Annotated in this window: 21 protein-coding genes; 5 read left to right on the top strand and 16 right to left on the bottom strand. The window is 60.9% G+C overall.

The features are described from left to right. The first annotated feature begins 56 nt into the window (after window positions 1–56). Window positions 57–1,838, top strand: a complete 1,782-nt coding sequence (locus J7447_RS15545) for an ABC transporter ATP-binding protein (RefSeq protein ID WP_209170172.1) — start codon at window positions 57–59, stop codon at window positions 1,836–1,838. Between the two features lie 72 nt (window positions 1,839–1,910). On the opposite strand, the gene J7447_RS15550 is transcribed toward J7447_RS15545, so the two are convergent. Then, entirely contained in the window at window positions 1,911–4,130 is a 2,220-nt protein-coding gene (locus J7447_RS15550; protein ID WP_209170173.1) for an adenylate/guanylate cyclase domain-containing protein, read from the bottom strand. 201 nt (window positions 4,131–4,331) lie between these two features. Here J7447_RS15550 and J7447_RS15555 point away from each other — a divergent pair, with 201 nt between their 5' ends. Continuing rightward, the gene (locus tag J7447_RS15555; RefSeq protein WP_082809878.1) at window positions 4,332–5,408 is read left to right on the top strand and encodes a FecR domain-containing protein; all 1,077 of its coding nucleotides are present in this window, start codon (window positions 4,332–4,334) and stop codon (window positions 5,406–5,408) included. 7 nt (window positions 5,409–5,415) lie between these two features. On the opposite strand, the gene maiA is transcribed toward J7447_RS15555, so the two are convergent. The 6 genes from maiA to xdhA all read right to left on the bottom strand — a co-directional run bounded on the left by maiA (window position 5,416) and on the right by xdhA (window position 14,049). After that, window positions 5,416–6,060 carry a maleylacetoacetate isomerase gene (maiA, locus tag J7447_RS15560; protein WP_055656853.1) on the bottom strand — a complete coding sequence of 215 codons (645 nt, stop codon included), beginning with the start codon at window positions 6,058–6,060 and terminating at the stop codon, window positions 5,416–5,418. 209 nt (window positions 6,061–6,269) lie between these two features. Beyond that, window positions 6,270–7,649, bottom strand: coding sequence for a guanine deaminase (guaD, locus tag J7447_RS15565; RefSeq protein ID WP_209170174.1), 1,380 nt, complete (start codon window positions 7,647–7,649; stop codon window positions 6,270–6,272). Between the two features lie 66 nt (window positions 7,650–7,715). After that, complete coding sequence (locus tag J7447_RS15570) at window positions 7,716–9,299, bottom strand: xanthine/uracil/vitamin C permease (RefSeq protein WP_031268760.1); 1,584 nt, start codon at window positions 9,297–9,299, stop codon at window positions 7,716–7,718. Between the two features lie 68 nt (window positions 9,300–9,367). Next, the gene (gene xdhC, locus J7447_RS15575; protein ID WP_031268759.1) at window positions 9,368–10,222 is read right to left on the bottom strand and encodes a xanthine dehydrogenase accessory protein XdhC; all 855 of its coding nucleotides are present in this window, start codon (window positions 10,220–10,222) and stop codon (window positions 9,368–9,370) included. Window positions 10,223–10,225: 3 nt separating this feature from the next. Then, window positions 10,226–12,568 carry a xanthine dehydrogenase molybdopterin binding subunit gene (gene xdhB, locus J7447_RS15580; protein ID WP_209170175.1) on the bottom strand — a complete coding sequence of 781 codons (2,343 nt, stop codon included), beginning with the start codon at window positions 12,566–12,568 and terminating at the stop codon, window positions 10,226–10,228. A 17-nt stretch (window positions 12,569–12,585) separates the two neighbouring features. Further along, a complete protein-coding gene (xdhA, locus tag J7447_RS15585; protein WP_209170176.1) occupies window positions 12,586–14,049 on the bottom strand; it encodes a xanthine dehydrogenase small subunit in 1,464 nt (487 codons plus the stop codon). Between the two features lie 202 nt (window positions 14,050–14,251). Here xdhA and J7447_RS15590 point away from each other — a divergent pair, with 202 nt between their 5' ends. Beyond that, window positions 14,252–15,151 (top strand): LysR family transcriptional regulator, encoded by a 900-nt coding sequence (locus J7447_RS15590; RefSeq protein ID WP_022999303.1) that lies wholly within the window; start codon window positions 14,252–14,254, stop codon window positions 15,149–15,151. Window positions 15,152–15,164: 13 nt separating this feature from the next. Here J7447_RS15590 and J7447_RS15595 read toward each other — a convergent pair whose 3' ends face one another. The 7 genes from J7447_RS15595 to pobA all read right to left on the bottom strand — a co-directional run bounded on the left by J7447_RS15595 (window position 15,165) and on the right by pobA (window position 21,288). Further along, window positions 15,165–16,478, bottom strand: a complete 1,314-nt coding sequence (locus tag J7447_RS15595) for a lyase family protein (protein ID WP_209170177.1) — start codon at window positions 16,476–16,478, stop codon at window positions 15,165–15,167. A gap of 54 nt (window positions 16,479–16,532) precedes the next feature. Next, window positions 16,533–17,369, bottom strand: a complete 837-nt coding sequence (locus J7447_RS15600; RefSeq protein ID WP_209170178.1) for a 3-keto-5-aminohexanoate cleavage protein — start codon at window positions 17,367–17,369, stop codon at window positions 16,533–16,535. Between the two features lie 196 nt (window positions 17,370–17,565). After that, window positions 17,566–18,186 carry a protocatechuate 3,4-dioxygenase subunit alpha gene (gene pcaG, locus J7447_RS15605; protein WP_075284651.1) on the bottom strand — a complete coding sequence of 207 codons (621 nt, stop codon included), beginning with the start codon at window positions 18,184–18,186 and terminating at the stop codon, window positions 17,566–17,568. 2 nt (window positions 18,187–18,188) lie between these two features. Further along, on the bottom strand, window positions 18,189–18,917 hold the full coding sequence (pcaH, locus tag J7447_RS15610) for a protocatechuate 3,4-dioxygenase subunit beta (RefSeq protein WP_055656871.1): 729 nt from the start codon (window positions 18,915–18,917) through the stop codon (window positions 18,189–18,191). 13 nt (window positions 18,918–18,930) lie between these two features. After that, the gene (pcaC, locus tag J7447_RS15615; protein ID WP_022999298.1) at window positions 18,931–19,335 is read right to left on the bottom strand and encodes a 4-carboxymuconolactone decarboxylase; all 405 of its coding nucleotides are present in this window, start codon (window positions 19,333–19,335) and stop codon (window positions 18,931–18,933) included. Then, window positions 19,328–20,119 carry a 3-oxoadipate enol-lactonase gene (gene pcaD / locus J7447_RS15620; RefSeq protein ID WP_209170179.1) on the bottom strand — a complete coding sequence of 264 codons (792 nt, stop codon included), beginning with the start codon at window positions 20,117–20,119 and terminating at the stop codon, window positions 19,328–19,330. Before pcaD ends, pcaC begins: the two co-directional genes overlap by 8 nt. Then, window positions 20,119–21,288, bottom strand: a complete 1,170-nt coding sequence (pobA, locus tag J7447_RS15625; RefSeq protein ID WP_022999296.1) for a 4-hydroxybenzoate 3-monooxygenase — start codon at window positions 21,286–21,288, stop codon at window positions 20,119–20,121. The genes pcaD and pobA overlap by 1 nt, the downstream gene beginning before the upstream one ends. Before the next feature lie 92 nt (window positions 21,289–21,380). On the opposite strand from pobA, the gene pcaQ reads away from it, so the two are divergent. Both pcaQ and J7447_RS15635 read left to right on the top strand, forming a co-directional pair. Then, complete coding sequence (gene pcaQ / locus J7447_RS15630) at window positions 21,381–22,301, top strand: pca operon transcription factor PcaQ (protein ID WP_055656875.1); 921 nt, start codon at window positions 21,381–21,383, stop codon at window positions 22,299–22,301. Window positions 22,302–22,392: 91 nt separating this feature from the next. Then, on the top strand, window positions 22,393–22,686 hold the full coding sequence (locus tag J7447_RS15635; RefSeq protein WP_152504961.1) for a hypothetical protein: 294 nt from the start codon (window positions 22,393–22,395) through the stop codon (window positions 22,684–22,686). Window positions 22,687–22,854: 168 nt separating this feature from the next. Here J7447_RS15635 and J7447_RS15640 read toward each other — a convergent pair whose 3' ends face one another. Together J7447_RS15640 and J7447_RS15645 are read right to left on the bottom strand one after the other, a co-directional pair. After that, the gene (locus J7447_RS15640) at window positions 22,855–23,808 is read right to left on the bottom strand and encodes an ROK family protein (protein ID WP_209170180.1); all 954 of its coding nucleotides are present in this window, start codon (window positions 23,806–23,808) and stop codon (window positions 22,855–22,857) included. Further along, window positions 23,805–24,947, bottom strand: a complete 1,143-nt coding sequence (locus tag J7447_RS15645) for an ATP-binding cassette domain-containing protein (RefSeq protein ID WP_286189200.1) — start codon at window positions 24,945–24,947, stop codon at window positions 23,805–23,807. The genes J7447_RS15640 and J7447_RS15645 overlap by 4 nt, the downstream gene beginning before the upstream one ends. Window positions 24,948–24,962: the final 15 nt, after the last annotated feature.

The raw sequence follows: 24,962 nt of genomic DNA on the forward strand, positions 1-24,962 counted from the left end.
CGGCGGTCACCGCCGCCGCCCGTTTTCCAGAGTTCAAGAAAGACCAGGGCGTCCGGATGTCCAGCCAGTCAGACCATGTAGCCGTTGCCGAAGACGTCGTTCTTTCCGTAAGAGATCTGCGCACGGACGTCGCGACGCCTTCCGGCCGCAAGACCGTGGTCAAGGGCCTGTCGTTTGACCTGAAGCGCGGTGAAACCCTTTGTATCGCGGGCGAATCCGGATCCGGAAAGTCGATCACGGCTCTGTCCATCATGGGACTTCTGCCGGAGCCGATGGCCCGGGTCTCCGGTGGTGAGGTGCTGTTTCAGGGCAAGGACCTGATCAAGCTTCCCGAGGACGCCATGCGCCGCATTCGCGGCGGCGACATTGCCATGATCTTCCAGGAGCCGATGACCTCGCTCAATCCCGTGCTGACGGTTGGTCGCCAGTTGCGTGAGGCGATCCTGGCGCATCAGGATGTCTCGGGAAGTGAAGCCAACAAGCGCGCACTGGCGATGCTGGAATCGGTGCGTCTGTCGGAGCCGGCACGGCGGCTGAAACAATATCCGCACGAGCTTTCCGGCGGCATGCGCCAGCGGGTGATGATCGCCATGGCGCTGGCCTGCAATCCGAAGGTGCTGATTGCCGATGAGCCGACGACGGCGCTCGACGTGACGATCCAGGCACAGATCCTGCAGCTGATCCGCGATTTGCAGCGCGATTTCGGCACGGCGGTGATCATGATCACCCACGACATGGGTGTCGTTGCCGAAATGGCCGACCGGGTGATCGTCATGAACCACGGCAACATCGTGGAAAGCGGCACGGCTTCCGACGTGTTCGAACGTCCGGCGGACAGTTACACACGGCACCTTCTGGAGGCCGTACCCAAGCTTGGTGCCATGACCGGTGTCGACAGTGTGGCCCGGAAAAAGGACCAGCCCGAAGCACCGGTCCTCGAGGTGGAAGACCTTGTCGTCCGCTTCGACCTGCATGGCGGCCTGCTCAATCGGGTGACATCCCGTGTTCATGCGGTCGAAGGCGTTTCTTTCACGCTGGCTCCCGGGGAAACCCTTGGCCTCGTCGGAGAAAGCGGCTGCGGCAAGTCCACCATCGGCAAGGCACTCATGAACCTGGTGCCCTGGGAAGGGAGCATCCGGGTCGCCGGCCAGCATGTCGGCATCGGCAGCGCACAGGAACAGCAGCGCCGCAGGCGCGACATGCAGATGATCTTTCAGGATCCCTATGCCTCCCTCGACCCACGCATGACCGTCGGCGAAATCGTCGGCGAACCACTGGTGATCCACGGTCTGGCGCGGGGCAAGGACCTGAAGGACAAGGTGGCATCGCTGTTCGACCGGGTCGGCCTTCCGGCCGATGTGATCACCCGGCATCCCCACGAATTCTCCGGTGGACAGCGCCAGCGCATCTGTATTGCCCGCGCACTGGCGCTTTCGCCCAAGGTCATTGTCGCGGATGAAAGCGTCTCGGCGCTCGATGTTTCGGTGCAGGCCCGTGTTCTGGATCTTCTGCAGGAACTGCAGGAGGATCTCGGCCTTTCGTACCTGTTCATTTCCCATGACATGGCGGTTGTCGAGCAGGTCTCGCATCGGATCGCGGTCATGTATCTCGGCCAGATCGTGGAGATGGGAACGCGCCGTCAGGTGTTCGAAAACCCGCAGCACGACTATACCAAGCGACTGTTGAAGGCTGTGCCGATCCCCGATCCCAAGCGCCGGCGCACCGTTTTCGATGTGCCGACGGGCGAAATCCCATCACCGGTGTTGCCGCTTGGGCAATCGGTCGAGCGGGTGCGTTACCATGATGTCGGCGACCGGCATCTGGTGGCTGTCGCCTGAAGCCGTAGGAACCGAGCGTGGGGCTGGCGGCGCTTTACCTCGCATGCATCCTGCGAGAATGCACTGCAGGCATTACTCCCCGGCAAGTTCCTCGATGATGGGCGACGGCATGAAACTGTCGTAGAAGGCGCTCAAGTCGACCGGAGCCACCGCGAGGCAGGCGTTCACAAGGCGTTCGATTTCTGCGCGACTGGCGACGCGCGTACGTCCTTCGATAAGTTCCCTGTGCAGCCTTTCCAATGCCTGCCACTCTTTCGTTCGGGCAAGTGTCTCATCGCCGACAAGTGCGTAGAGAGTTGCCGGCTGAGCCTTGCCCTTGAGTGTAATCGACCCTGCTTCCAGAAGTGCCATGGCCTTGCACGCGGTTGCAGTTGTCTGCGTCAGCAAAATAGGCCAGCCGACCTGCTTGCAGGCTGTCTCGACTCTGGAAGCAACGTTGACGGCGTCACCGATGACCGAGTAGTTGAACCGCGAACTCGAGCCCATGTTGCCAACGCAACCAGGTCCACTGTTCAGGCCGATGCCAATGCGGATGTCGCCCAATTTATGGGGTCCGGACTTGAAGCCGAAGGCATCCCGGTCGTTGAGTTCCTTGACGATTTTTATCATGTCCAGCGCAGCATGGGCGGCCTTGACCGGATGATCGGCAACGTCAAGCGGCGCGTTCCAGAACGCCATGATTGAATCGCCAATATATTTGTCGATTGCGCCTTCCCGTTTCTGGATGCATTCCGATAGTGGAGACAGCAGACGGTTCAGGAATGCGACCACCTCTTCAGGAGGCAGTTTCTCGGATATCGGCGTAAACCCCCTCACGTCCATGAACATCATCGTCATGTCGCGAATTTCGCCTCCGAGACGCAGCGTGTGAGGCTGTTCCTCCAGCTTTCTGAGCAAGTCCGGTGCGAGATAGCGCTGGAACGCCCTTCGGACAAACCGCTTTTCCCGCTCCGCGAAAGCAAACATCAAGATTGTGGTCAGGAGAAAAATAAGCCCTGAAACCAGCATGGGGAAGACCGGATCCAGAAGGAGGCCATAGCTGGAAAAGGCAAACCAGCTTCCGCCGCTAACTGCCGCGCTCAGGACGGCGCCAACGGCAGCCGACGGGATCGCGCCCGTTGACGGCAATATGGCGCCGATAATGAGCGTTACGATGAACAACGCCGCGATTTCGGCTCCGGTCGCCCAGTCGGGACGGTTGAGAAACGTATTCGACAGGATCTGATCAATGATCTGATGATGCATGAAAACACCCGGAACGCTCTCGCCGAGAGCCGTGAGCCTGATGTCTCGCAATCCGGCAGCCGACGATCCGAAGAGGATGATGTGGCCCTCGATCAGAGGGGCCAGCTCCTCGTCCGACAGGTTCAGAAGATCCCGCGCAGAAAGATAGAGAGACGGGTCATTGCGCGAATAATAGATCAGCAGATGGCCATTGGCCGTCACCGGAACCTGGAACTCTCCAACCTTGAATTCGGTCATGGCGAGTGTTCCTGCACTGAACTCGCCGCTCGCTTCCGAAGTCTTGAGAACAAAGGTCTTGTCGCCAAGTGCGACACGAAGCGTCTCAAGTGCCAGGGCCGGATATATTTCACCGTTCGTGCCGGCGATGAACATTGGAACCTGGCGCACCACCCCGTCGGAATCCGCCTGCCCAAGGGAAATCGTACCACTTCCCTCCGCGACAGCCTGATAGGGCGGCAAGCTCATCACGCTGCCTCTGATCGGGTCAAGGAGCGGTGTCGGATCTTCCCCGAGGACGACGTAGGCAGCCTTGGCATCGGGCAGTCCCATTGCCGATCTCGGTTCGTTGAAAAACCCGAGGATCGTCGGCAGCCCGGCCATTGACTGAACGAAAACAGCATCATTGTCGGGTATTCCCGAGAGCAGTGGCTTGATCTCGTCGCGGCCGGGCCAACCGCGTTCTTCCAGTTCCCGCAAGAACCCCGCCGGTCCTGTCCGGTCGGGCTCGGAAAACACCATGTCAAAGGCGGCGCAGGCAGCTCCCAGGTTCTGGATACGCTCCAGAAGTTTGGCAATCTGCGTACGCGGCCAAGGCCATTGGCCTAGCTGCGCTATCGACTTCTCGTCGATGTCGATGATCCGGATCGGTTGCCCCAAAGCCTCCCTCGGTTTGAAGCGCTGATAGGTGTCGAAGGTGATCCAGCGCAGGGACGCTATGAACGGGGGATCGGACAGGCGTAGTTCACGGGCGCCGAAAAGGAGGATCAGCGTCAGACCCAGGACGAAAACGTGCCTGTTGCGTAGCAAGTTGAAAAGCGTCTTTCCCACCGGCATGCCCCTGACCGACATAGCTGTTCGGGAGCCGCGACACCGTTCCCATATCTGGTGTCCACTCTACGCTAGAATACGCGTTTCTGAGAAAAATAGACCTTGACAAAAAGAACAGGGTTTGAGCCGAGAAATCGGAAACGTTTCGTCTATTGGTTAAGGATGTGGTAAGATTTCATCGGTCGGGCCGGAGTGGGAGCTATGAGGTTTGCCCCGGTTTTAATAGTTTTATCGTTATCCATCTTTTATTCGTCGGTGTCCTTGGCCGACAAGGTTGGCATAACTGTTGATGCAAGAAAGACCGTCAAAGCGACGGGGGGAGGTGACCCCCGCATCTTGGCATCAAACACATCCATTTTCAGGGACGACCGGTTGCGTGCCAATTCCAGCGGAAACGCACAGATCCGGCTGATCGACGGCACCAAGATTGTTGTCGGTCCCAATGCGGATGTGAAGATCGATGACTTCGTGATCACGGGTCAGACTGTTAGCAAGCTTACTGTTAGTGCAACGCGCGGCGCCTTCCGCTTCATCAGCGGGCGCAGCAAGTCTTCCGCCTACAGCATCCGGACGCCGAATGGCACGATCGGCGTGCGGGGCACGGCTTTCGACGTGACCATCACGCCTCAGGGAACCAATGTCGCCCTGTTGCGCGGTGCGATCAACGCATGCGACAGGAGCGGGCGCTGCCAGTTGGTCCGAAACCGGTGTGACTATGTCCTTATCGGTCGGCGCGGGGTGAAACAGGATCGGCTGAATTCGGATGCACTCAGAAATCGGTCGAAGTCACTCTTTCCGCTACTCGTAAATGAGTCGAACCTGAACAGACAGTTCAGGCAGCGCGGATCTGGATGCACCGTGAAAAATGCGAGGCTGGCACCCGATCGGGTTCCCGAGCAGCAACCCAGGAACATTTTCCGCGCCCTCTTCAGTCCGCGACAACCAACCGAGAACCTGAACAGCCCCGAGCGGAGGAGCCCCGAGCCGAACAGCCCCGAGCCGAACAGCCCAGGTTCGAATAGCTCAGAGCCGAGCAATTCCGTTTCCAGTTCGCCAGAACCGGCGACACAATCTGGCGGTGCGCCTGCGAGCGCTGGCGTTCCCAACAATCCGGGCAACGGCAATGCTGTCGGCAATGCGGGAGAAAGATTTTCCGGCGGCTCTCGCGGAAACAGTGCAAACGCACCCGGCCAGAGCAGCGATTCACCGGGCAGGAGCGGCAGCACACCGGGAGAAAACAGACAGGCTCGCAACCAGGCTGAACGCCGCAATAATTAGCCTTTTATCAGGCGGGCGGCGCGCCGATGGCATCCGGGTGGGCGTCCTTGAACGCGTCGAGCGCTTCGGCGGCAGCAGCAGCACGCAGAATTTTCGGAAATCCGGAAACATCCACACCCCAGCGATTGGCGTTATAGAGCTGAGGCATCAGGCAGCAGTCGGCCATGCTCGGCGTTTCGCCGTGGCAGAACGGACCGTTGTCATCCAGTAGGTTCTCGAAGGCGGCAAGGCCCTTGCCGATAAAGCGCTGCATCCAGGCTTTCTTGGCATCATCGCCACCGCCGGTCAGCTCCGCCACATGACCAACAATCCCGAGATTGCAGACCGGGTGGATTTCCATGGCAATGGCATAGGAGAGCTGACGCACCCGGTACTGGCCGTCGACATCGTCGGGCATCAAGGTCGAACCGGGTGTGGTCGCATGCAGATATTCGATGATGGCCAGCGACTGGGTCAGCGTCTTGCCGTCAACGATCAGCGCAGGCAACAGGCCCTGAGGGTTGAGAGCGAGATAGTCATCTTCCAGATGGGCGCGGGTCAGAAGGTTCACCGGCCGGTAGTCAACATCGAGCTTCAGCAGATTGAGCGCAATGCGCACGCGATAGCTCGCCGAGGACCGCCAGTAATCATATAAAACAATATCTTTCGCCACGAATCCCTCCCAGCAACACGGTGTGCATTGATACACTTATTTGGCCATGAATTGGCAAGTCCGTGTGCGCGGAACGGCATCAAAAGCCGATTTTTTGCTGAGCCGGTGAAGAAGCCCTTGCCGTTATCTTTTCTCTTCTTCTGTAGGTCATCCCGGGTCTCGCGATGCTCGCCCGGGATGACTTCGAAGTTCGCGGCCAGGTTCTCAGGTCAGGACAGGACGAGGTCCCTTTCTCGGGCAGCAGGCGTTTTGCGTGTCCTTGCCGGCGCGGGCTGCGGTACCGCCGGTGCCTTGCCCTTCTGCGGTTTGCCGGCGACATAGACCTCGTCGATAGCCCGGTCGTCGCCCAGCATCTGCAGAACGAAAAGCTCTTCCGCAAGGGTCGAAGCGCGCTCCATGCGCAGGGCCATTGCCTCGGTCGCACGGCTGTCCAGCACCACGATGTCCGCTTCCGTGCCTTCGTCCAGGGTGCCGATCCTGTCTTCCAGGCCGAGCGCGACGGCATTGCCGCGGGTGATCCAGTGGAAGGCGCGGAAGGGATGCAGTTTCTGGTCCTGCAGCTGCAGGATCTTGTAACCCTCGTTCAGTGTCTGCAGCATGGAATAGCTGGTGCCGGCACCGATGTCGGTGGCAATGGCGTTGACGATGCCCTTCGAGCGCAAGCCTGCATCATCGAAAAGACCGCTGCCGAGGAAGAGGTTCGACGTCGGGCAGAACACCGGCCGGGCGCCGGTTTCGGCCAGCGCATCAATCTCGCGCTGTTCCAGGTGGATCGAGTGGCCGAGCAGCATCTTGTCCGACAGGAGGCCGTAGCGCTGGTAGACATCGAGATAGTCGCGGGCTTCCGGGTAAAGCTCCAGCGTGTAGGCGATCTCATTTTTATTTTCGGACAGATGGGTCTGGACGAAGCAGTCCGGATGTTCAGCAACCAGCGCACCGGCCATCTCCATCTGTCCCGGAGTTGAGGTGATCGCGAAGCGCGGCGTAATGGCGTAGCTCGCACGCCCTCGTCCATGCCATTTGGCGATCAGGTCCTTCGTGTCGTCATAGCCGGATTGCGGCGTGTCGCGCAGCCCGTCCGGGGCGTTGCGGTCCATCAGCACCTTGCCGCCGATCATCCGCAAGTTGCGCTGCTCGGCTTCCTCGAAATAGGCCTCCGCCGAGGCCTTGTGGACCGAACAATAGGCAACGGCCGTCGTGGTGCCATGGTCGGTCAGCAGGTCGAAGAAGCGGCAGGCCATGGCGGCAGCATGGCCTTCATCCGCAAAGCGGGTTTCTTCGGGGAACGTGTAGGTGTTCAGCCAGTCGAGAAGCTGTGCCCCCCAGGAGGCGACGATCTGCACCTGCGGAAAATGGATATGGGTATCGATGAACCCCGCCATCAGCAGTTTCGGCCGGTGATCGATGATTTCCGCATCACCCGCCCCGGCAACCACTTCGCAATAGCTGCCACGCCGCAGGATGAGGCCGTTTTCGATCAGAAGTGCACCATCCTCGATGTAATCGAAGGCGGAGGTGTCGTCCGGGGATTGTGGCTCGGCTGAAAAAGTCAGCAGGCGGCCACGAAGCAAGAGACGGTCGGAAGGCATCGAGAAAGGTCCCGTTTGTCGGAGTTCGGGGCGGAAGATCCGCCCCGAAGTGGTTTTAGGTCTGGTTCATTCGCCCGGGCTGACCTGGGCAGTGGCAATCGGTTCGGCTTCCGGCTCTGCCGCGTCTTCACGGTGGAAGATCGGGTAGATGAACAGGAAGGCAGCGGCGATCAGGTAGCCGAGGCTGACGGTGGTAAATTCCGGCCAGTGAAGCGTTGCCGAATGGATGATCCCGACCGAGGCCATTGCAAAGGCGGCAAAGGCGAAGCCACCGGCATTGCGGAACTTGCCGTCAATGACACTGGCAACGATGGCGCCCCAGATCAGACCCGTCAGGATGGCACCCTGGCTGAGGGCGAGGTGACCTTCGTAATGGGCGCCCTGCTGCAGCAGCGCTGCGGTCAGTTTCGGATCGCCAAGGGCCAGCATGCCTGTGGCCCCGGTCGCGCCGAGCGCGCCGATCAGCGAGCCCCACTTGATGATGAGGAAGCTGGAGACGTGCGGCATCATTGCGATGGTGACGGCGGCCATATGGTCGGTACGCACGGCATGGGCGGTGTTGGTGATGAGGCTGAGCGCGACGAACACCAGAACGGGGGCGGCAGCGGCCACCGGGATCAGGTTGTTCAGGAAGGCAAGCAATCCGAAAAAGGCCGCCAGCGGAATGACCGCGCCGACGCCGATCACGTATCCTGCATGAGCACCCATGCGCTTGTAGGCCGGATGGCCGATATAGGCGGTCGTCGGGAAGGGCGAACCGAACAGCGCGCCGATCATGGTGCCGACACCGTCGGTGATCTGGCAGGTTGCCACCGGATAGTGGTCGCCTGCCGCTTCCGCGCTCTCCACGTTGTTCATCGTTTCGATGAAATTGTAGATCTGCACCGGCACCAGTACCAGGAACAGCTCCGGATGGTTGAACAGGTGCTGGATCCCGGCCATCAGGTCGCCAAGGTAGGGAACGGGCGGATAGAAGCCGACGCCCTCGAAGCTGATCGTCGATTGACCGGTGGCCAGCGCGACCCCGGTGCCGACCATCAGGGCCAACAGGCCGGCCGGAATGTTGAACGGCAGGCGGAACCGGCCGACGAGGCCCCACAGGATGATGATCATCGAGGCAAAGCCAATGAACGGGTTCTCGAACACCGTTGCCAGCGGCACGGTGCCGATGAACACCAGGGCGATGCCGCACAAGGTGCCGAGCATGCCCGCACGCGGGGTCACCTTTTTCAGCCAGGGGCCGACAAGCGCACCAAGGGCCGCGACGATGCCGCCCATGAAGCCCGCGCCGATGCCGACCTGCCAGGCAAGAACCGGATCATTGGTCGCCCAGTAGATCGGTCCGATGACGCCGAAGAGATAGACGAACATCACCGGTGTCGAAATGCCGTAAGGCAGCGCGGTCACGTCCCGGCCATGCTGTGCGGCGGCGCGTTTGGCCAGCAGGACATAGGCGGCGACACCGGCCAGGATCGCGATGGCGGCACCCGGCACGATCTTGCCGTAGACAATGTCCGCCGGCATCTGGAATACGAACTGGCAGATGCCTGCCAGGACCATGAGGTTCACGAGGTTGTCGGTGAACAGGGCCCAGAAGGCGCTGAAATCCCCCCTCGAAAACAAAGTGTAGTCGTTCCTCCCAACCCGCATGTCGGGTCTCCTTTCAGGGTAAGACAGCCGTCCTGTTCCATCTCCCAAAGGACAGGTCAGCCGTTGTTTCACTGCGCGGCCTCCAGCAGCGCAGCCTCCTCTGTATCGCCGGCAGCTCTTGCGCCCGAGGTCAGGGCGGTCAGGACTTCTGCGGCGACAAAAGCGGCGATGATCTCGGGGCGCTTGTCCCGGCTGGCGGTTGCGCCGATCGGGCAGGTCAGCTGGTCGATGGAAAGGCCATTGCAATGGCTGTTGCACCAGGAGCGCAGCTTGGCGCGTTTTGTGGCCGACCCGATCATGCCGACGTAGGACGCATGGCCGATCTCCAGCGCGGCCGACGTCAGCAGGAAGTCCAGGCCGTGGTCATGGGTCAGCACGATAAAGGCGCTGCCCGCAGGCGCATTGTAGATTTCGACTTCCGGAATGGCCCGCAGGCGCATGTCGACACGCGCCTGGCATTGCGCCAGCTCTTCCTTGCGCATGTCGATCAGTACGCAGTGAACCGGCGCATGCTGCAGCAGGTTGGCAATCGCCCGGCCGACATGGCCTGCGCCCATGACATAGACATGCGGCAGCGCATCGTCCTCGTCCCGCAGGCGGCTGATGACTGCCTGCCGTTCGGCTTTGCGCATGCGTGCAAGTGATATTTCCACCCGTCCGCCGCAGCACTGGCCGATTTCCGGGCCGAGCGGCAAGTCGAGCCTGGAGGAAAGCGTGCCGTCGGCCAGCATGGAACGGGCCTGGGTAATGACGATGTGCTCCAGTTGGCCGCCGCCGATGGTGCCGAAGAGGCTGTTCGGGGCAACGAACATCTCCGTTCCGGCTTCCCGGGGGGACGATCCTCGAACCCGCGTCAGCACGACACGGACGATCGGGTGGGCTGAGCCGAAGAAGCTTTCGGTCTGGCTGGAGCGCATAGTCATGATTTACTCCCGGGTTTTCAGCCGCTCGATGGCCATCAGCACCCGCTCCGGCGTTGCCGGGGCATCAAGGCGCGGGCATTCGCGGTAATCGGCGACACTGGCAACGGCCATGGAAAGCGCCTCGAAGACGGACACACCCAGCATGAAGGGCGGTTCGCCCACGGCCTTGGAGCGCTTGATGGTGCGTTCCTTGTTTTCCGACCATTCGGCAAGCTTCACGGTGAACTGGCGTGGCCGGTCGGAGGCGAGCGGGATCTTGTAGGTCGACGGCGCGTGGGTCCTGAGGCGTCCGGCCTGGTCCCACCACAGTTCTTCCGTCGTCAGCCAGCCCATTCCTTGAATGAAGGCGCCTTCCACCTGACCCTTGTCGAGGATCGGGTTCAGCGACTTGCCGACGTCATGCAGGATATCGGTTCGCTCCACCCGGTATTCACCGGTCAGCGTGTCGACGGAAACTTCCGAGCAGGATGCGCCATAGGCGAAATAGTAGAACGGGCGGCCTTTTCCGGCGGCGCGGTCCCAGTGGATCTTCGGGGTCTTGTAGAAGCCGGCGGCCGACAGGTGCACACGGGCCATGTAGGCCTGGCGGACAAGATCATTGAAGGACACAAGTTCGGACCCGATCTCGACCATGTTGTTATGGAAGCGGATGGTTTCCGGTTCGGTGTTCCAGCGCTCGGCGGCAAAGGCGACCAGACGTTCCTTCAGCTGTTCGGCTGCGTTCAAGGCAGCCATGCCGTTGAGGTCGGAACCCGATGAGGCGGCGGTCGCCGATGTATTCGGCACCTTTTCGGTCGTCGTCTTGGTGATCTTGATGCGCTCGAAATCCACCTGGAAGGCATCTGCCACGACCTGGGCCACCTTGGTGTTCAGGCCCTGGCCCATTTCGGTGCCGCCATGGTTCAGGTGGATCGATCCGTCATTGTAGATGTGGATCAGCGCACCGGCCTGATTGTACCAGGTGGCTGTAAAAGAAATGCCGAACTTGACCGGTGTCAGCGCAATACCCCGTTTTAATATGGAGGAACGGGCATTGTGCTGCAGGATCGCCTCACGGCGGGCCTGGTAGTCAGAGGAGCTTTCGAGTTCTCCGATCAAGCGCGGCAAGATGTTGTCCTCGACCTCCTGGTGATAGGGGGTGAGGAGACGGCCGTCGTTGCGGTCGCCATAGAAATTGGCCTTGCGGATCTCCAGCGGGTCCTTGCCGAGCGCATAGGCGATCTCCTCGATCATGCGTTCGGCGGCAACCACGCCCTGCGGCCCGCCGAACCCTCGGAAAGCGGTGTTCGAGACCGTGTTGGTTTTCATCGGCCGGCTGGTGAGCCGGACATTCGGATAGAAATAGGCATTGTCCGCGTGGAACAGCGCGCGGTCGGTCACCGGACCGGAAAGGTCCGAGGAATAACCGCAACGTGCCGCGAAGGTGCCGTCGACAGCCTCGATCCGGCCGCTGTCGTCGAAGGCGACGTCGTAATCGACCACGAAGTCGTGCCGCTTGCCGGTGGCGGTCATGTCCTGGTCGCGGTCCGGGCGGATCTTTACCGGGCAGTTCCACTTCTTCGCGGCGATGGCAGCCACCGCGCAGAAAAGGTTCATCTGGCTTTCCTTGCCGCCGAAGCCACCGCCCATGCGGCGGACGTTAACCGTGACCGCGTTCGACGGCACGCCGAGCACATGGGCGACCATGTGCTGCGCCTCGCTCGGGTGCTGGGTCGAACAGTGGACAGCGACGTCGTCGTCCTCACCCGGAATGGCAAAGGCGATCTGGCCTTCCAGGTACATGTGGTCCTGGCCGCCGATCGTCATCCGGCCCTGGATGCGGTTCTTCGCGCTGTCGAAGGCTGGGGCAATGTCGCCGCGTTCCAGCTTCAGCGGCGCGGTGACATGCGGATAGCCGGCATCCATCGCACTGACGGGATCAAGCGCATGCGGCAGAACCTCATAGTCGATCTTTGCCAGCTCGGTGGCCCGCCGGGCAGCGTCGCGGCTTGTTGCGATGACGGCGAACAGCGGCTGGCCATGGAATTCCGTCTTGTCGACCGGAAACACCGGTTCGTCGTTCTGGCCCGTGGGGCTGATGTCGTTGCAGCCTGGAACGTCGTCCGCCGTAAGCACTCCGATGACACCGGGAGCTGCCAGAACCGCCTCCAGATCCATTGACTTGATCAGGCCGTGGGCAACCGTGGACGTGCCGAGATAGGCATGCAGGGTGCCCTGCGGTTCGGCAATGTCGTCGCAATATTCTGCCCGGCCGGTGACGTGTTTTTCCGCGCTGTCGTGGCGGCGGTCGGTATGGACAGCGCCGCTGATCGACTTCTTGGCGTCCGTGATGATGTCGTGTTTCATGTGGTTCGCCTCAAAACTCAAGCAGACAGCAGATCGACCGCTTCCGTGGTCGTTTCGTCATGGGTCAGGAAGAAGCGCTGCAGCAGGTTGCGCGCGGCAGTCGCCCGGTACTCGGCCGAGGCGCGCCAGTCGGAAAGCGGTGTGAAATCGGCTTCCAGCGCCTTGCCGGCAGCCAGGAACGCAGCTTCCCCCCAGGGCTGGCCGCGCAGCGCGGCTTCTGCCGTGGCGGCCCGCTTCGGCGTGCCGGCCATGCCGCCGAATGCCAGGCGGCAATCGGTGATGCGGCCTTCGGAAACGGTCACGCAGAAACCGGCGGCGACAGACGAGATATCCTCGTCCCGGCGCTTGGAAATCTTGTAGGCAGCGTGAAACTGGCCGGAACGAGGCCGCGGGATCAGGATGCTCTCGACGAATTCGGAGGGCGCCCGGTCCTGTTTGCCGTATTCGATGAAGAACTGCTCCAGTGGCAGGCTGCGCTGCGTGGCTTCCTTGCGCAGAACGATTTGCGCTCCGAGCGCGATCAGCACGGGCGGCGTATCGCCGATCGGCGATCCATTGGCGATGTTGCCGCCGATGGTGCCCATGTTGCGCACCTGTTGGCCGGCGATCCGGTCCCAGTAGCTTTTCAGATGCGGAAAAATCTCGCAGATGGTCTCCTGCGCTTCCGAGTAGGTGACGCCTGCACCGATCTCCAGCGCTGTGTCGCTCAAGGTGACCGATTTCAGCTCTTGAAGGTGGCTGATGAAGACGGCCGGGCCGATGGGGCGCATGAACTTGGTGACCCAGAGACCGACATCGGTGGAACCCGCAACGATGGTCGCCTGCGGAAAGTCTTCCAGAACGGCTGCGAAGTCGGCGACATCCGCCGGAAGGATCGCCTGATTGTCGTCAGGGCCGGTGACGACACGGCGGCCGTCGGAAAGCGCTGTCAAACGTTCGGTGATGGTTGCCCGTTCCGTTTCCAGGAAATCCTGCGCCGGCGAGCCGTAGCGATTGGCGGCCATGGCGGCGGCTATGATCGGCTGGTAGCCGGTGCAGCGGCAGAGATTGCCCTGGATCGCGCTTTCGACTTCCGTTTCTGTCGGTTCCGGATTGCCCATCCACAGCGCGTAGAGCGACATGACGAAGCCTGGGGTGCAGAAGCCGCACTGGCTGCCGTGGAAATCGACCATCGCCTGCTGGATCGGATGCAGACCGCCGTTTTCTCCCCGCAGATGCTCGATGGTGACCACGTGGCATCCATCAAGCGACGCGAGAAACCGGATGCAGGCATTGACGGTCTCATATTTCAGAACGCCGCCGGCCAGCCGGCCGACCAACACCGTGCAGGCCCCGCAGTCGCCTTCCGCACAGCCTTCCTTGGAGCCCGTCAGCCGGCGCTCCAGGCGCAGGTAGTCGAGCAGGGTCTTGTCGGCAGGCGCATCCGTGACAATCACGTCGGCGCCGTTCAGCAGAAACCGGATTTCTGTGCGGTGGGTCATCGCGTCCTCGGGCAAAGTCTTCTCTCAGCCGAGGACGGTACGCTTCAGGACACTTGCAAAAAATCCGGTGATTCCGGAAATTCTTTCAACAGATCATTGAAAATGGCCGTGCGATACTGTGGCTCGGGAAATGCGACCAAAGTCGATCATGAGAACGAGCGCCCTGTAATCGCACGAGAATTCAAATCCGAGGCAAGAGGCCATGTCCTATCTGGAGTCCCTGCGCGTCTTCACCCGCGTGGTCGAACTGGGCAGCATCACATCCGGCGGACGCGACTTGCGCCTGACACCGGCGGTTGCCAGCAAGCGCATAAAGGAGCTGGAAAAGCATCTCGGGGTGCGGCTCTTCAACCGCACCACAAGGTCCCTCACGCCGACCGAGGTCGGCAAGGTGTTCTACGATTATGCGGTGAAGGCGCTGGAATCCATCGAAGACGCGGAAGCCGCGGTCGCCAGTTTTTCCGATACGCCGCGCGGGGTCATCCGGGTCACGGCACCGCTTGGTGCCGGCCGGCGCATCATCGCCCCGCTGGTGCCGCGTTTCGTTGAAAAATTCCCGGCTACGGAAGTGCATATGCGCCTGTCCGACCGCAAGGTCGACATCCTGTCCGACGGGCTGGACGTCGCTTTTTTCATTGGCACTCCGCAGGACTCCAATCTGAAGCTGCGCAAGATATCCGATTGCCCCCGGGTGCTCTGCGCGGCTCCGGAGTATCTGGAAAAGCACGGTACGCCCCGTACCCCGGATGATCTCCTGAGCGACGAGCATAATTGCCTGCTGCTGCGCTACCCGCGCTCGCCGGAATATTACTGGGTTCTGCAGACACCGGCCGGGCCGCGCAAGCTTCAGGTTTCCGGCAAGATGGATGCCGACCATGGCGACGTTCTCACCGACTGGGCCTTGTCAGGATACGGCATCGTCAACAAGCCGAGGTTCGACGTAGCCCAGCATCTGGAAAGCGGCCGTCTGGTGGAGATCCTGAAGGATACGCCGCCTCCCCCCACCATCTTCGGCTGCCTCTATCCGCACAGGCGCCTTCAGGACCCGAAGATCCGCCACTTCGTGGATTTCGTGATCAGCAACGCGGATGTGGCCGGGTAGGACCCGACCCTGTTCAGTCTCTGCGGCGGGTCTGAAAGATCCGCGCCGACATGTCCCTTGCCGGTGCGACGACCTGTTGCGGGTCCAGTTCCTTCTGCCAGTCAAGGCTGACCGGCGAAATCCTTGCTAGGGCTTCGGCAAAGGGGGCCGGGTCCTTTGCAGCTGCCGCGACAAGATCCTTTGCCTCAGCGCGGGAAACGCCGTTCCGGGCGAGAACAAAGCTGGCGGTTTCGGCCATGATTTCCGGGTTTGAGGCCAGTGTAGCGGCGAGGTTGGCCTCGTGCGCCTGCAGGCTGGTGGCAAGCTCTTCTGCGTGAACCAGCGCAGCGCCTGCGGCCAGCAGCATTTGTGGCAGGAAATGCCATTCCAGCGGCCACGCTGTCCCGTCGCGCTCCTCAAGGGGGCTGGCGGCAGCGGCAAGCCCGGCCTGGGCGGCAATCGCAATGCTGTTGAGCACCTGAATGGTCTCGGCCTGCACCGGGTTCGCCTTTTGCGGCATGGTCGAAGATCCGCCGCCCGTTCCGCTGGAAAGCTCCGCAATGTCCGTGCGCCCGGAAAGCGCCAGGTCTCCAGCCATCTTCGCAAGGGCGGAGGTGACCTGTTGCAGCCAGCCCGCAAGCGCCAGAATGGGCGTCCGGTTGACGTGCCACGACGGGCTGTCTTCAAGGCCGAGTTCCAGTGCGAGCGCCGCCGAGACTGCGGTTCCATCCGGAGCGATTGCGCTGTTGATGCCTGAGGCGCCGCCAAACTGGACGCGCAGCACGGCGGACCTGAGCGCGGGCAGGGCATTTTCCGCATCTATCAGCGGATGCGCCCATTGCGCGATCCGGTAGCCGAGGGTGATCGGTGTCGAAACCTGGCTGCGCGTACGCCCCGCCATGAGCTGATCCGCATGGCGCTCGCTCTGCCGTTCCAGCGTATCGACCAGTTTTTCCAGTCGAGCGCCCAGGATCTCCAGCGCCACTTTCGCCTGAAGGACCAGCGCCGTGTCGATCACGTCCTGACTGGTCGCGCCCCAGTGCAGCCAGGCCCCGGCGTCGGCGCTGAGCTGCTTGCGCAGTTCCGCCACAAGCGCTGGAACGGGCACGCCGGCGGATCTTGTACCGGCCGCAAGGTTTGCGGGCTCGATCTTAGCGTCGGCGAGCTTCTCTGATATCTCCCGCGCGGCCTGCGCCGGAATGATCTCCAGGCGCCCCTGTACGGTGGCAAGGGCGCGCTCGAAGGCGATCATATGCGCGACATCGCTGCCATCAGCGAGAAGCTTGGTCAGGTCACCGTCAGCAAAGAGGGAGGAATGGATCTGGCTGGAAAATAGAGAAAGAGGCATGGCTCGGCAGGGTCTCTGGATGGGCCCTTATTGAGAGCCAAGTGGAAAGGCGGGTCAAGCCGCCTTCAGCGGCAGACCCAGGATCTCGCGCGCCTGCTGCCAGGTCGCGACGGGACGCTCATATTTCTCGCAAAGATCCGCCGCCCGTTTTACAAGTGCCGCATTGGAAGGGGCAAGCGTGTCCCGGTCGAGGCGGATGTTGTCTTCCAGGCCGGTGCGGGTATGCCCGCCTGAGGAAATGCACCACTCGTTGAGGGTGAACTGATGTTGGCCGATCCCGGCGGCACACCATTCGGCGTCCGGTACCAGCCGTTCAACGGTCTTGATGTAATAGTCGAAGACATCCCGGTCGACCGGCATGGCATTCTTCACGCCCATGACGAACTGCACATAAAGCTTGCCCGGAATACGCCCGTCCCGGTTCATGGCGGCCGCCTGGTGAATGTGGCTCAGGTCGAACGCCTCGATCTCCGGTTTCACATGATGGGTGCGCATCTCGCTGGCAAGCCAGTCGACCAGATCCGGCGGGTTCTCATAGACCCGGGTCGGGAAATTGTTGGAGCCGACGGACAGCGACGCCATGTCGGGCTGAAGGGCAATCATGCCGCCGCGTTCCTTCCCGGCGCCCGAACGGCCTCCGGTGGAAAACTGGATGATCATGCCGGGGCAGTGTTTTTCCAGCCCTTCCTTGAGCCGTGCGAACTTCTCCGGATCCGAGGATGGCGTCTCATCGTCGTTGCGCACATGGGCGTGGACGATGGTCGCACCGGCCTCGAAGGCAGCCTGCGTGCTTTCCACCTGCTCCGTAACGGTGATCGGCACCGCCGGATTGTTTTCCTTCTTCGGCAGCGATCCGGTAATCGCGACGCAGATGATGCAGGGCTTGGACATGTTTCACGCCGCTCCGGTTTCGCTTGCGCCTGTCCCAACAAGGAGCGGCGATCGTTGCATGAGACTTCCTCATCCTGAGGAAGCGCTTCAGCGCTGTCTCGAAGGATGGGCCGCATACTTTGAGTGCGCCGCCCATCCTTCGAGACGCATGGCTTGGCCAAGCTCCTCAGGATGAGGAAGAGTGGTTTGTGCCTTCTCAGATATCGAAGAACACCGTTTCGTCCGGGCCTTGCAGCTTGACCTCGAAACGATAGACCGTCTTGCCGTCGCGCTCGGTCTTCCGGGCGATCAGGGTCTGGCGGCGCTTTTCCCATTCGATCAGGTTGATCACCGGGTCGGCCGCGTTGGCTTCGGTCTCGTCCTCGAAGTAAAGGCGGGTCTGAAGCCCGACATTGATGCCGCGTGCGACGATCCAGAGGCTGATATGGGGCGCGGAAACCTTGCCGTCCGGCAGCTTGACCGGGCCTGGCTTGACCGTGTCGAACCCCCATTCGCCGGTGTCGAAATCGGTGATGACACGGCCCCAGCCGCGGAACCCGTCTTCCACGTCGCCGGCATGTTCAGGATGGGCGTAAATGCCCTCGCTGTTGGCCTGCCAGGTTTCCAGCATCACGTCCTTGATCGGCGAGCCCATGCCATCGATGACGACACCTTCCACACGAATGCGCTCACCCTTGGCATTGGGGCCTGCGATATCCCAGCCCAGTTCCTGCCGATAGATGTCGAAACCGGCGGCGCCTGGCGCGAGGCCGATATGAACGTAAGGTCCGGCCGTCTGGGAAGGCGTTTCCTTCAGATAGTCGAGTTGCTGCGTCATGATCAGTTCCCCTCCGGCCGGTTTTCAAACAGGGTCGAGCGGCGTCCGCGCAGGACGATGTCGAACTTGTAGGCGATCGTGTCCAGCGGGATGGTGGCATTGAGGTCGAGCTTGGCGACCAGTTGCTCGATGGCCGCCGGATCGGGAATGGTGTTCACGATCGGGCATTTCGGAATGAGCGGATCGCCCTCGAAGTAGCATTGGGTGATCAGGCGCTGACAGAAGGCAGTGCCGAAGATAGACATGTGGATATGGGCCGGCCGCCAGTTGTTCACCCAGTTGCGCCAGGGGTAGGCGCCCGGTTTGATCGTGCGGAAATAGTAGTAGCCGTTCTCGTCGGTCAGGGTGCGGCCGCAGCCGCCGAAATTCGGGTCGATGGGTGCAAGATAGGTGTCCTTCTTGTGCCGGTAGCGTCCGCCCGCATTGGCCTGCCAGATCTCCACCAGGGTGTTCGGTATCGGCTTCGCGTTCTCGTCCAGCACCCGGCCATGCAGGATGATCCGCTCGCCGATCGCGCTTTCACCCGCCTTCGCGTAGTTGTAGATCAGGTCCTTGTCGAGCGGGTCGATATCGTTATGGCCGAAGGTCGGCCCGGTGATCTCGCTGACGTTGTTTTCCAGGCTGATCATCGAATATTGCGGCGAGCGCGACACGCTGGTCTTGTAGTCCGGCGTATGTGCAGGCGGATGCCACTCGCGGTCCCGCTGATAGAAAGGTCCGGGTTTCAACATCGATTTTCCTCCGTTAACCGCCTGTCGCGGTCAGCTTCTGGCCGCTGCGTTCCATTTCGGCGTAAGTTTCCTTGGCGATCTTGAGCGCCTGGTTTGCACGTGGCACGCCGGCATAGACCGCCACATGCTGAAATGCCTCGAGCACGTCCTGCTTGCTGGCGCCGGTGCGGGCGGTTGCCCGGATATGCATGGCAATCTCCTCGAAATTGCCGAGTGCCGCCAGAAGGGCGAGCGTCAGCATCGAACGCTCCCGCGGACTGATGCCGTCCGACGCCCAAACCGTGCCCCAGGCACCCTCGGTGATCAGGGTCTGGAATGGTTCGTCAAGTGGCGTCTTGGCGGCTTCCGCCCGGTCGACATGTTCATCGCCAAGCACGGATCGCCTGACCTTCATGCCGGTTTCAAAACGCTCAGACATGGAGGTCCTCCTTCAGGAAAGTCATGAGATGGCCGGCAAAGACATCCGGCTTTTCGACGCAGGGCAGATGACCCGCACCGGAAATTTCAACGTAGCGGCTGCCGGCGATGAGGTCCGCCGTGCCGCGCACCATGGCCGGTGGGCTGGCAAGGTCCTCGCTGCCGCCGATGCCCAGCACCGGCAGGCGAAGCCCGGACGTGCTGTCCGTCAGATCTGCACCGGCTATTGCTTCGCAGCAGCCGATGTAACCCTCTGTCGGCGTGCGAACCAGCATGTGGCGCCAGGCCAGGCATTCGGCCGTCTGGCGGAAATCTTCCGAAAACCAGCGCTCCAGAATGGCATCGGCAAGGCTCTCGATGCCGCTTGCACGGATCCGGGCAATCCGGTCTTGCCACATGGCGGCTTCGCCCATTTTCGCGCCGGTGTTGGACAGTACCAGACCCTTGATGCGTTCCGGCTGCCGGTGCGAAAGGAGCTGACCGATCATACCGCCGATGGAAAGCCCGACAAAAACACAGGAGCCGATCTGAAGGTGATCGAGCAGCTGTTGCGTGTCGCTGGCGAGATCGTCCAGGGAGTAGGGGCTCTCGGGACAGGAGGATAGCCCATGGCCGCGCTTGTCGAAGCGGATCAGCCGGAGGCCTGTTTCCGGCAGAAGGTCGATGACCTTGTCCCAGAGCCGCAATTCCGTCCCGAGCGAATTGGCGAAGACGACAGGCGTGCCGTCCGGGTCGCCATCTTCGCGCCAGTGAATGTCGGCAGAAGGCAGACGCGCGATCTTCATCAGTAGGGCAGTCCCACATAGTTCTGCGCAAACCACTTCTGCGCGGTTTCATTGTGATGCAGAGACTCGATTTCCGCCCGCTGCATCTTCAGATCGAAATCCGACTGATCCGGGAACCGGTGCAGCATGTTGGTGGTCGCCCAGCTGAAACGCTCTGCTTTCCAGATCCGAGCCAGGGCTTTCTCCGAATAGGTATCGATGCCGTGGCTGTCCTTGTCCTGATAGTAGTGCACCAGACCCTCGTAGAGGTAATGGACGTCGGAGGCAGCGGTGTTGAGGCCCTTGGCGCCGGTCGGCGGCACGATATGGGCGGCATCGCCGCACAGGAACAGACGGCCCCAGCGCATCGGCTCGCACACGAAGGACCTGAGCGGGGCAATGGATTTCTCGATAGAGGGGCCGGTGACCAGCTTGTCGGCAACCGCTTCCGGTAGCCGGCGTCTCAGTTCGTCCCAGAACTTCTCGTCGGTCCATTCGAAAATGTCGTCGCTGACATTGCACTGGACGTAGTAGCGCGACAGGTTTTCGTTGCGCATGGAGCAAAGCGCAAAGCCGCGTGCCGAGTTGGCATAGATGAGTTCTTCATGCACCGGCGGCGTCTCGGAAAGAACCCCCAACCAGCCGAAGGGAAACACCTTCTCGTAGTCCTTGCGCACGGTGTCGGGAATGGTCTTGCGGCTGACGCCGTGGAACCCGTCGCAGCCCGCCACGAAATCGCAGTCGATGCGCCGCGCGCTGCCGTCCACGGTAAAGGTGACATAGGGCGCGTCCGTGTCCGCATCGCGGATCTCGACCCCCTCGACCTCGAAAATCGTCTGACCGCCAACCGCATCGCGGGCGTCATAAAGATCACGCGTGACTTCCGTCTGGCCGTAGACGACGACATTCTGGCCGATCAGCTTCTGGAAGTTGATGTCGAACATCTCGTTTTCGTACGAGATGCAGGTGCCGTCATGGACGAAGCATTCCTTGTCCATCCGCTCGGCCACGCCGGCCTCGCGCATCATGTTGACGAGACCCGTTTCCAGAATGCCGGCCCTGATGCGGCCAAGCACATATTCACGCGTCTTGCGCTCCAGAATGATGGTCTCGATGCCCTTCAGATGAAGAAGCTGCCCGAGCAGCAGGCCGGACGGTCCACCGCCGACAATGACAACCTGAGTTCGCATCCGATCCTCCCTTGTTGAATTGATATTGAATGATCAAAATTGGGAAGTAAAATGAGATATTCGGCTTCTTTCTTTCCAAAATGAGAAATTAAATGATCGACCGACGCATCAAGTTCCGGCACATCCAGTGCTTCGTGGAGATTGCGCAGGAACGCAGCCTGAAACTGGCTGCCGACAAGTTGAATCTCACCCAGCCGGCGATCTCCAAAACGCTCAAGGAACTGGAAGATATCATCGGCGCCAGCCTGATGACGCGAAACCGGGCCGGCATCGCGCTGACCAAGCAGGGCAAGGTGTTTCTGCATTTCGCGCAGATCTCGCTGGCGAGCCTGCAGCAAGGCCTGGATGGGGTCGAGAAGGAAGGCGAACACGCCCGCGCGACCTTGAAGGTGGGCGTTCTGCCGAGTGTCGCGGCCAGCTTCATGCCCCCGGTCATCAAGGAGTTTTCCGAACTAGCACCTCATGTCATGGTCCAGATCATGGACGGCCCGCACGGCTACCTGATCGAACGGCTGAAGATGGGTGAACTCGACCTGGTGATTGGCCGGCTCGGCAGGCCGGTGTCCATGGAAGGCGTTTCCTTCACCCAGCTTTATTCCGAGCGGGTCGATGTGATCGTCCGGGTCGGGCACCCGCTTCTGGAAAGGCCGGACATCAAGCGTATTGTCGAATGGCCCGTGCTCTATCCGCCGGAAGGCGCGGCGATCCGGCCACTGGTCGAGCGCTTCATGATCGCCAATGGGGTCGGCGAGATCCCGAACAAGATCGAAACGGTCTCGGGTGCTTTCGGCAGGGTCTATACCCGCCGGACCGACGCGGTCTGGATCATTTCATCCGGCGTGGTGCAGAACGAAACCGCCGACGGTCACCTGGTCCGCCTGCCGTTCGACACCGACATGACCAAGGGGCCGGTCGGGCTGATGACCCGTCCGGACACCCAGCCGGGAGCCGAGGAACAGGTCTTCCGGCTGGCGGTTCAGACCGTGATCGAGGAGCTGGGGCTGAGTTCGTGACACCTTGATTTTACTAGCTGAGGCGTAAAGCTTAACTCTTTCCATGTAGAGTTCTCGGCTAACAACTTCGAAAGTTTATTCGGAGAATAAAGTGTTTGAATTCAATGAATATACTGGAAAAATAGGAATGCTGTTGTGGGTGGCGGGGATGATATTTCTTGTGGGGGCCCAATATTCACAAGAGGTGTTGCTAGGAAAATGGAAAGCAAAAGAAAATAAATGGGTAACAGCAGGCTACAAAGGCTTTGGTCACCGCATAATTAAAGAAAACAATCCGCCAATTGAGTTTGAGGAAGCATTCAACAATAGAGTTTTTAAAAAATATGGCTGGATTGGCTACATTAGTTTATTCGGCTTTTTTCTTATGATAATTGCAGGATCGTAGCGCGAGATTTTTAATCAATGAGAGTAATCGAAACCTCTCCCGTGCAATGATGTCTGCCTCATCGACGGGCAAAGTTTGATAGCGATTGTCTGCACTTTGCATAGGCGGAATCGTAGGATTTGCGCTTCGAAGGTTCCAATCCGCCGAATTAGCGAGGCAAAACTCCTTTTACATGCGCGACGCACACCCCGCCAGAGCAGCGAAATCGTCATCAAGCAGATGAACCGGAATGCCGGAAACCAGCTTTTGCTGGCGACCCTTCGCGCAAAAGGCGTTGATGAATTCCGGTTCTGCCAGGAACCTCGCCAGACTTCGGGTGACGCCGCCTGTCAGCACGATGCCGCCAAGGGACAGGAACACCAACGAGAGGTCGCCAATCACCCGGCCGAGAAATGTCACCCATTGCCGAGCAGCGGAAACGCAAATCGGATCGGATCCGGAATTGGCGCGCTCCGCAATCTCAGCCGGTGACAGGTCGCGCGGCGACAGGCCCTGCTCGAGACAGTACCACTCGTGAATTTCCTTGAGACCGCTTCCCGACAGCGCCCGTTCGACGGAGGCGCGTCCACGGTTGAGAGCGAGGTAGTTCCAGAGCCGAAGTTCGTCTTCGGTTTCGACCGGCAAAGTCGAGTGGCCGCATTCACCGGTGCCGACATGAAATCCGGCAGGTGTCTGAAACAGGGCGGCAGCATTGAAACCGGTTCCCGCGCCGACGACGAGGCGCGTGGCGTTGCTGCGCAGTTTCTGGCTCGGTTCATAGACGGGCTGAAGCCGCTCCGTTGGGACCTTGTCCAGCGAGTAGGCGAGCGCCTCGAAATCGTTCAGGAAGGTAATGTTCGCTCCGCCCAGAACCTTGCCGATGCAGTCGGCACTGAAAGTCCAGGGATGGTTCGTCATGCGGATCGCGGGGCCATCGATGGGGGCCGCGATGGCGATGACGGCAGACGCACAGGCCGGTCGCCCGGCTTCCGAAAGATAGGTGCCGATGGCCGCTTCCGGTGATTCGAAATCCGCATTGCGGAACCGCGCGATGGTGTTTTCCAGAACGCGGCCGTTCTCGACCAGCGCCAGCCGGGTGTTGGTGCCGCCGATGTCTGCGGCAAGGCCTCGTTGAATGCTCATAGGCGGTTACCCGATGCAATGTCGAAATAGGAAATCTTGGAAAGGTCGAAAGCGATCGGGACGCGCTGACCGGCGGTGACCGGCGCATCCGCCGACAGCCGGGCAACGGCTTCCGTTCCGCCAAGTTGAATGACCGCATAGGTGTCGGCGCCGGCCGGTTCGACCACGTCCAGAAGGCAATCGGCGCTTTGCAGGCTGCCGCCGTCGATGCCACCGGACCGCAAGCCAAGATCCGTCATCGCCTCCGGGCGAAGGCCGATGGTGAGCTCTGCCGTACCGCCGGCGGACAGCGTTTCCGGCCCCGGACCATAGTCGAACAGTTCCAGCGGCGGTCCTTCCGGCGTCGGGATCTGCAGCCGGAGATGGTCGCCCTCGCGTGTAGCGGTGCCGGTCATCAGGTTCATGGACGGTGCGCCCATGAAGTCCGCGACAAAGGCATTCACCGGCTTGTTGTAGATCTCCTGCGGCGTGCCGATCTGTTGGACCTCGCCGTCTTTCATCACAACGATCCGGCTGGCCAGCGTCATGGCTTCGATCTGGTCATGGGTTACGTAGACGATGGACGCGCCTGTTGTCTGATGGATGCGCTTGATTTCCGTGCGCATGGTCACCCGCAGCTTGGCATCGAGATTGGACAGCGGTTCGTCGAACAGGAACAGTTTCGGTTCGCGCACAAGGGCCCGGCCCATGGCAACACGCTGGCGCTGTCCGCCGGAAAGTTCCGCCGGGCGGCGGTGCAGCAGGTGTTCGATCTTCAGAAGATCCGCGACCTCGGCCACCTTCCGTTTCTTCTCTGTCTCTTCGACCTTTCGGACTTCAAGGCCGAAGCCGATGTTGCGTTCCACGCTCATGTTGGGGAACAGGGCATAGGACTGGAACACCATGGCGATATCCCGGTCGGCCGGTTCGTCGTTGGTGCGGTCCTTGCCGGCAATGCGGATGGTGCCGGAGGATATGTCGGTCAGTCCGGAAATGCAGCTCAGCAGGGTCGACTTGCCGCAACCGGACGGTCCAACCAGGACAAGAAACTCGCCGGGCGCCATGGAGATATCGATGTCCTTGAGGACATTCACGTCCCCGTATCTCTTCTGCAGGCGGCTGATTTGGAGGATGGGGTCTTGCGGCATTGCGGCGTTCATTCCTTGTCGGTCTCC

Origin of the sequence: Labrenzia sp. R5_0, from assembly GCF_017743835.1 — a bacterium.
GTDB classification, from domain to species: Bacteria; Pseudomonadota; Alphaproteobacteria; order Rhizobiales; family Stappiaceae; genus Roseibium; species Roseibium algicola.

Bases quoted from the DNA above. Each gene is read 5' to 3' on its own strand.
- J7447_RS15545 (WP_209170172.1), top strand. From the start codon at position 57: ATGTCCAGCCAGTCAGACCATGTAGCCGTTGCCGAAGACGTCGTTCTT.
- J7447_RS15555 (WP_082809878.1), top strand. From the start codon at position 4,332: ATGAGGTTTGCCCCGGTTTTAATAGTTTTATCGTTATCCATCTTTTAT.
- guaD (WP_209170174.1), bottom strand. From the start codon at position 7,649: ATGCCTTCCGACCGTCTCTTGCTTCGTGGCCGCCTGCTGACTTTTTCA.
- J7447_RS15570 (WP_031268760.1), bottom strand. From the start codon at position 9,299: ATGCGGGTTGGGAGGAACGACTACACTTTGTTTTCGAGGGGGGATTTC.
- xdhC (WP_031268759.1), bottom strand. From the start codon at position 10,222: ATGACTATGCGCTCCAGCCAGACCGAAAGCTTCTTCGGCTCAGCCCAC.
- xdhB (WP_209170175.1), bottom strand. From the start codon at position 12,568: ATGAAACACGACATCATCACGGACGCCAAGAAGTCGATCAGCGGCGCT.
- xdhA (WP_209170176.1), bottom strand. From the start codon at position 14,049: ATGACCCACCGCACAGAAATCCGGTTTCTGCTGAACGGCGCCGACGTG.
- J7447_RS15590 (WP_022999303.1), top strand. From the start codon at position 14,252: ATGTCCTATCTGGAGTCCCTGCGCGTCTTCACCCGCGTGGTCGAACTG.
- J7447_RS15595 (WP_209170177.1), bottom strand. From the start codon at position 16,478: ATGCCTCTTTCTCTATTTTCCAGCCAGATCCATTCCTCCCTCTTTGCT.
- J7447_RS15600 (WP_209170178.1), bottom strand. From the start codon at position 17,369: ATGTCCAAGCCCTGCATCATCTGCGTCGCGATTACCGGATCGCTGCCG.
- pcaG (WP_075284651.1), bottom strand. From the start codon at position 18,186: ATGACGCAGCAACTCGACTATCTGAAGGAAACGCCTTCCCAGACGGCC.
- pcaH (WP_055656871.1), bottom strand. From the start codon at position 18,917: ATGTTGAAACCCGGACCTTTCTATCAGCGGGACCGCGAGTGGCATCCG.
- pcaC (WP_022999298.1), bottom strand. From the start codon at position 19,335: ATGTCTGAGCGTTTTGAAACCGGCATGAAGGTCAGGCGATCCGTGCTT.
- pcaD (WP_209170179.1), bottom strand. From the start codon at position 20,119: ATGAAGATCGCGCGTCTGCCTTCTGCCGACATTCACTGGCGCGAAGAT.
- pobA (WP_022999296.1), bottom strand. From the start codon at position 21,288: ATGCGAACTCAGGTTGTCATTGTCGGCGGTGGACCGTCCGGCCTGCTG.
- pcaQ (WP_055656875.1), top strand. From the start codon at position 21,381: ATGATCGACCGACGCATCAAGTTCCGGCACATCCAGTGCTTCGTGGAG.
- J7447_RS15640 (WP_209170180.1), bottom strand. From the start codon at position 23,808: ATGAGCATTCAACGAGGCCTTGCCGCAGACATCGGCGGCACCAACACC.
- J7447_RS15645 (WP_286189200.1), bottom strand. From the start codon at position 24,947: ATGAACGCCGCAATGCCGCAAGACCCCATCCTCCAAATCAGCCGCCTG.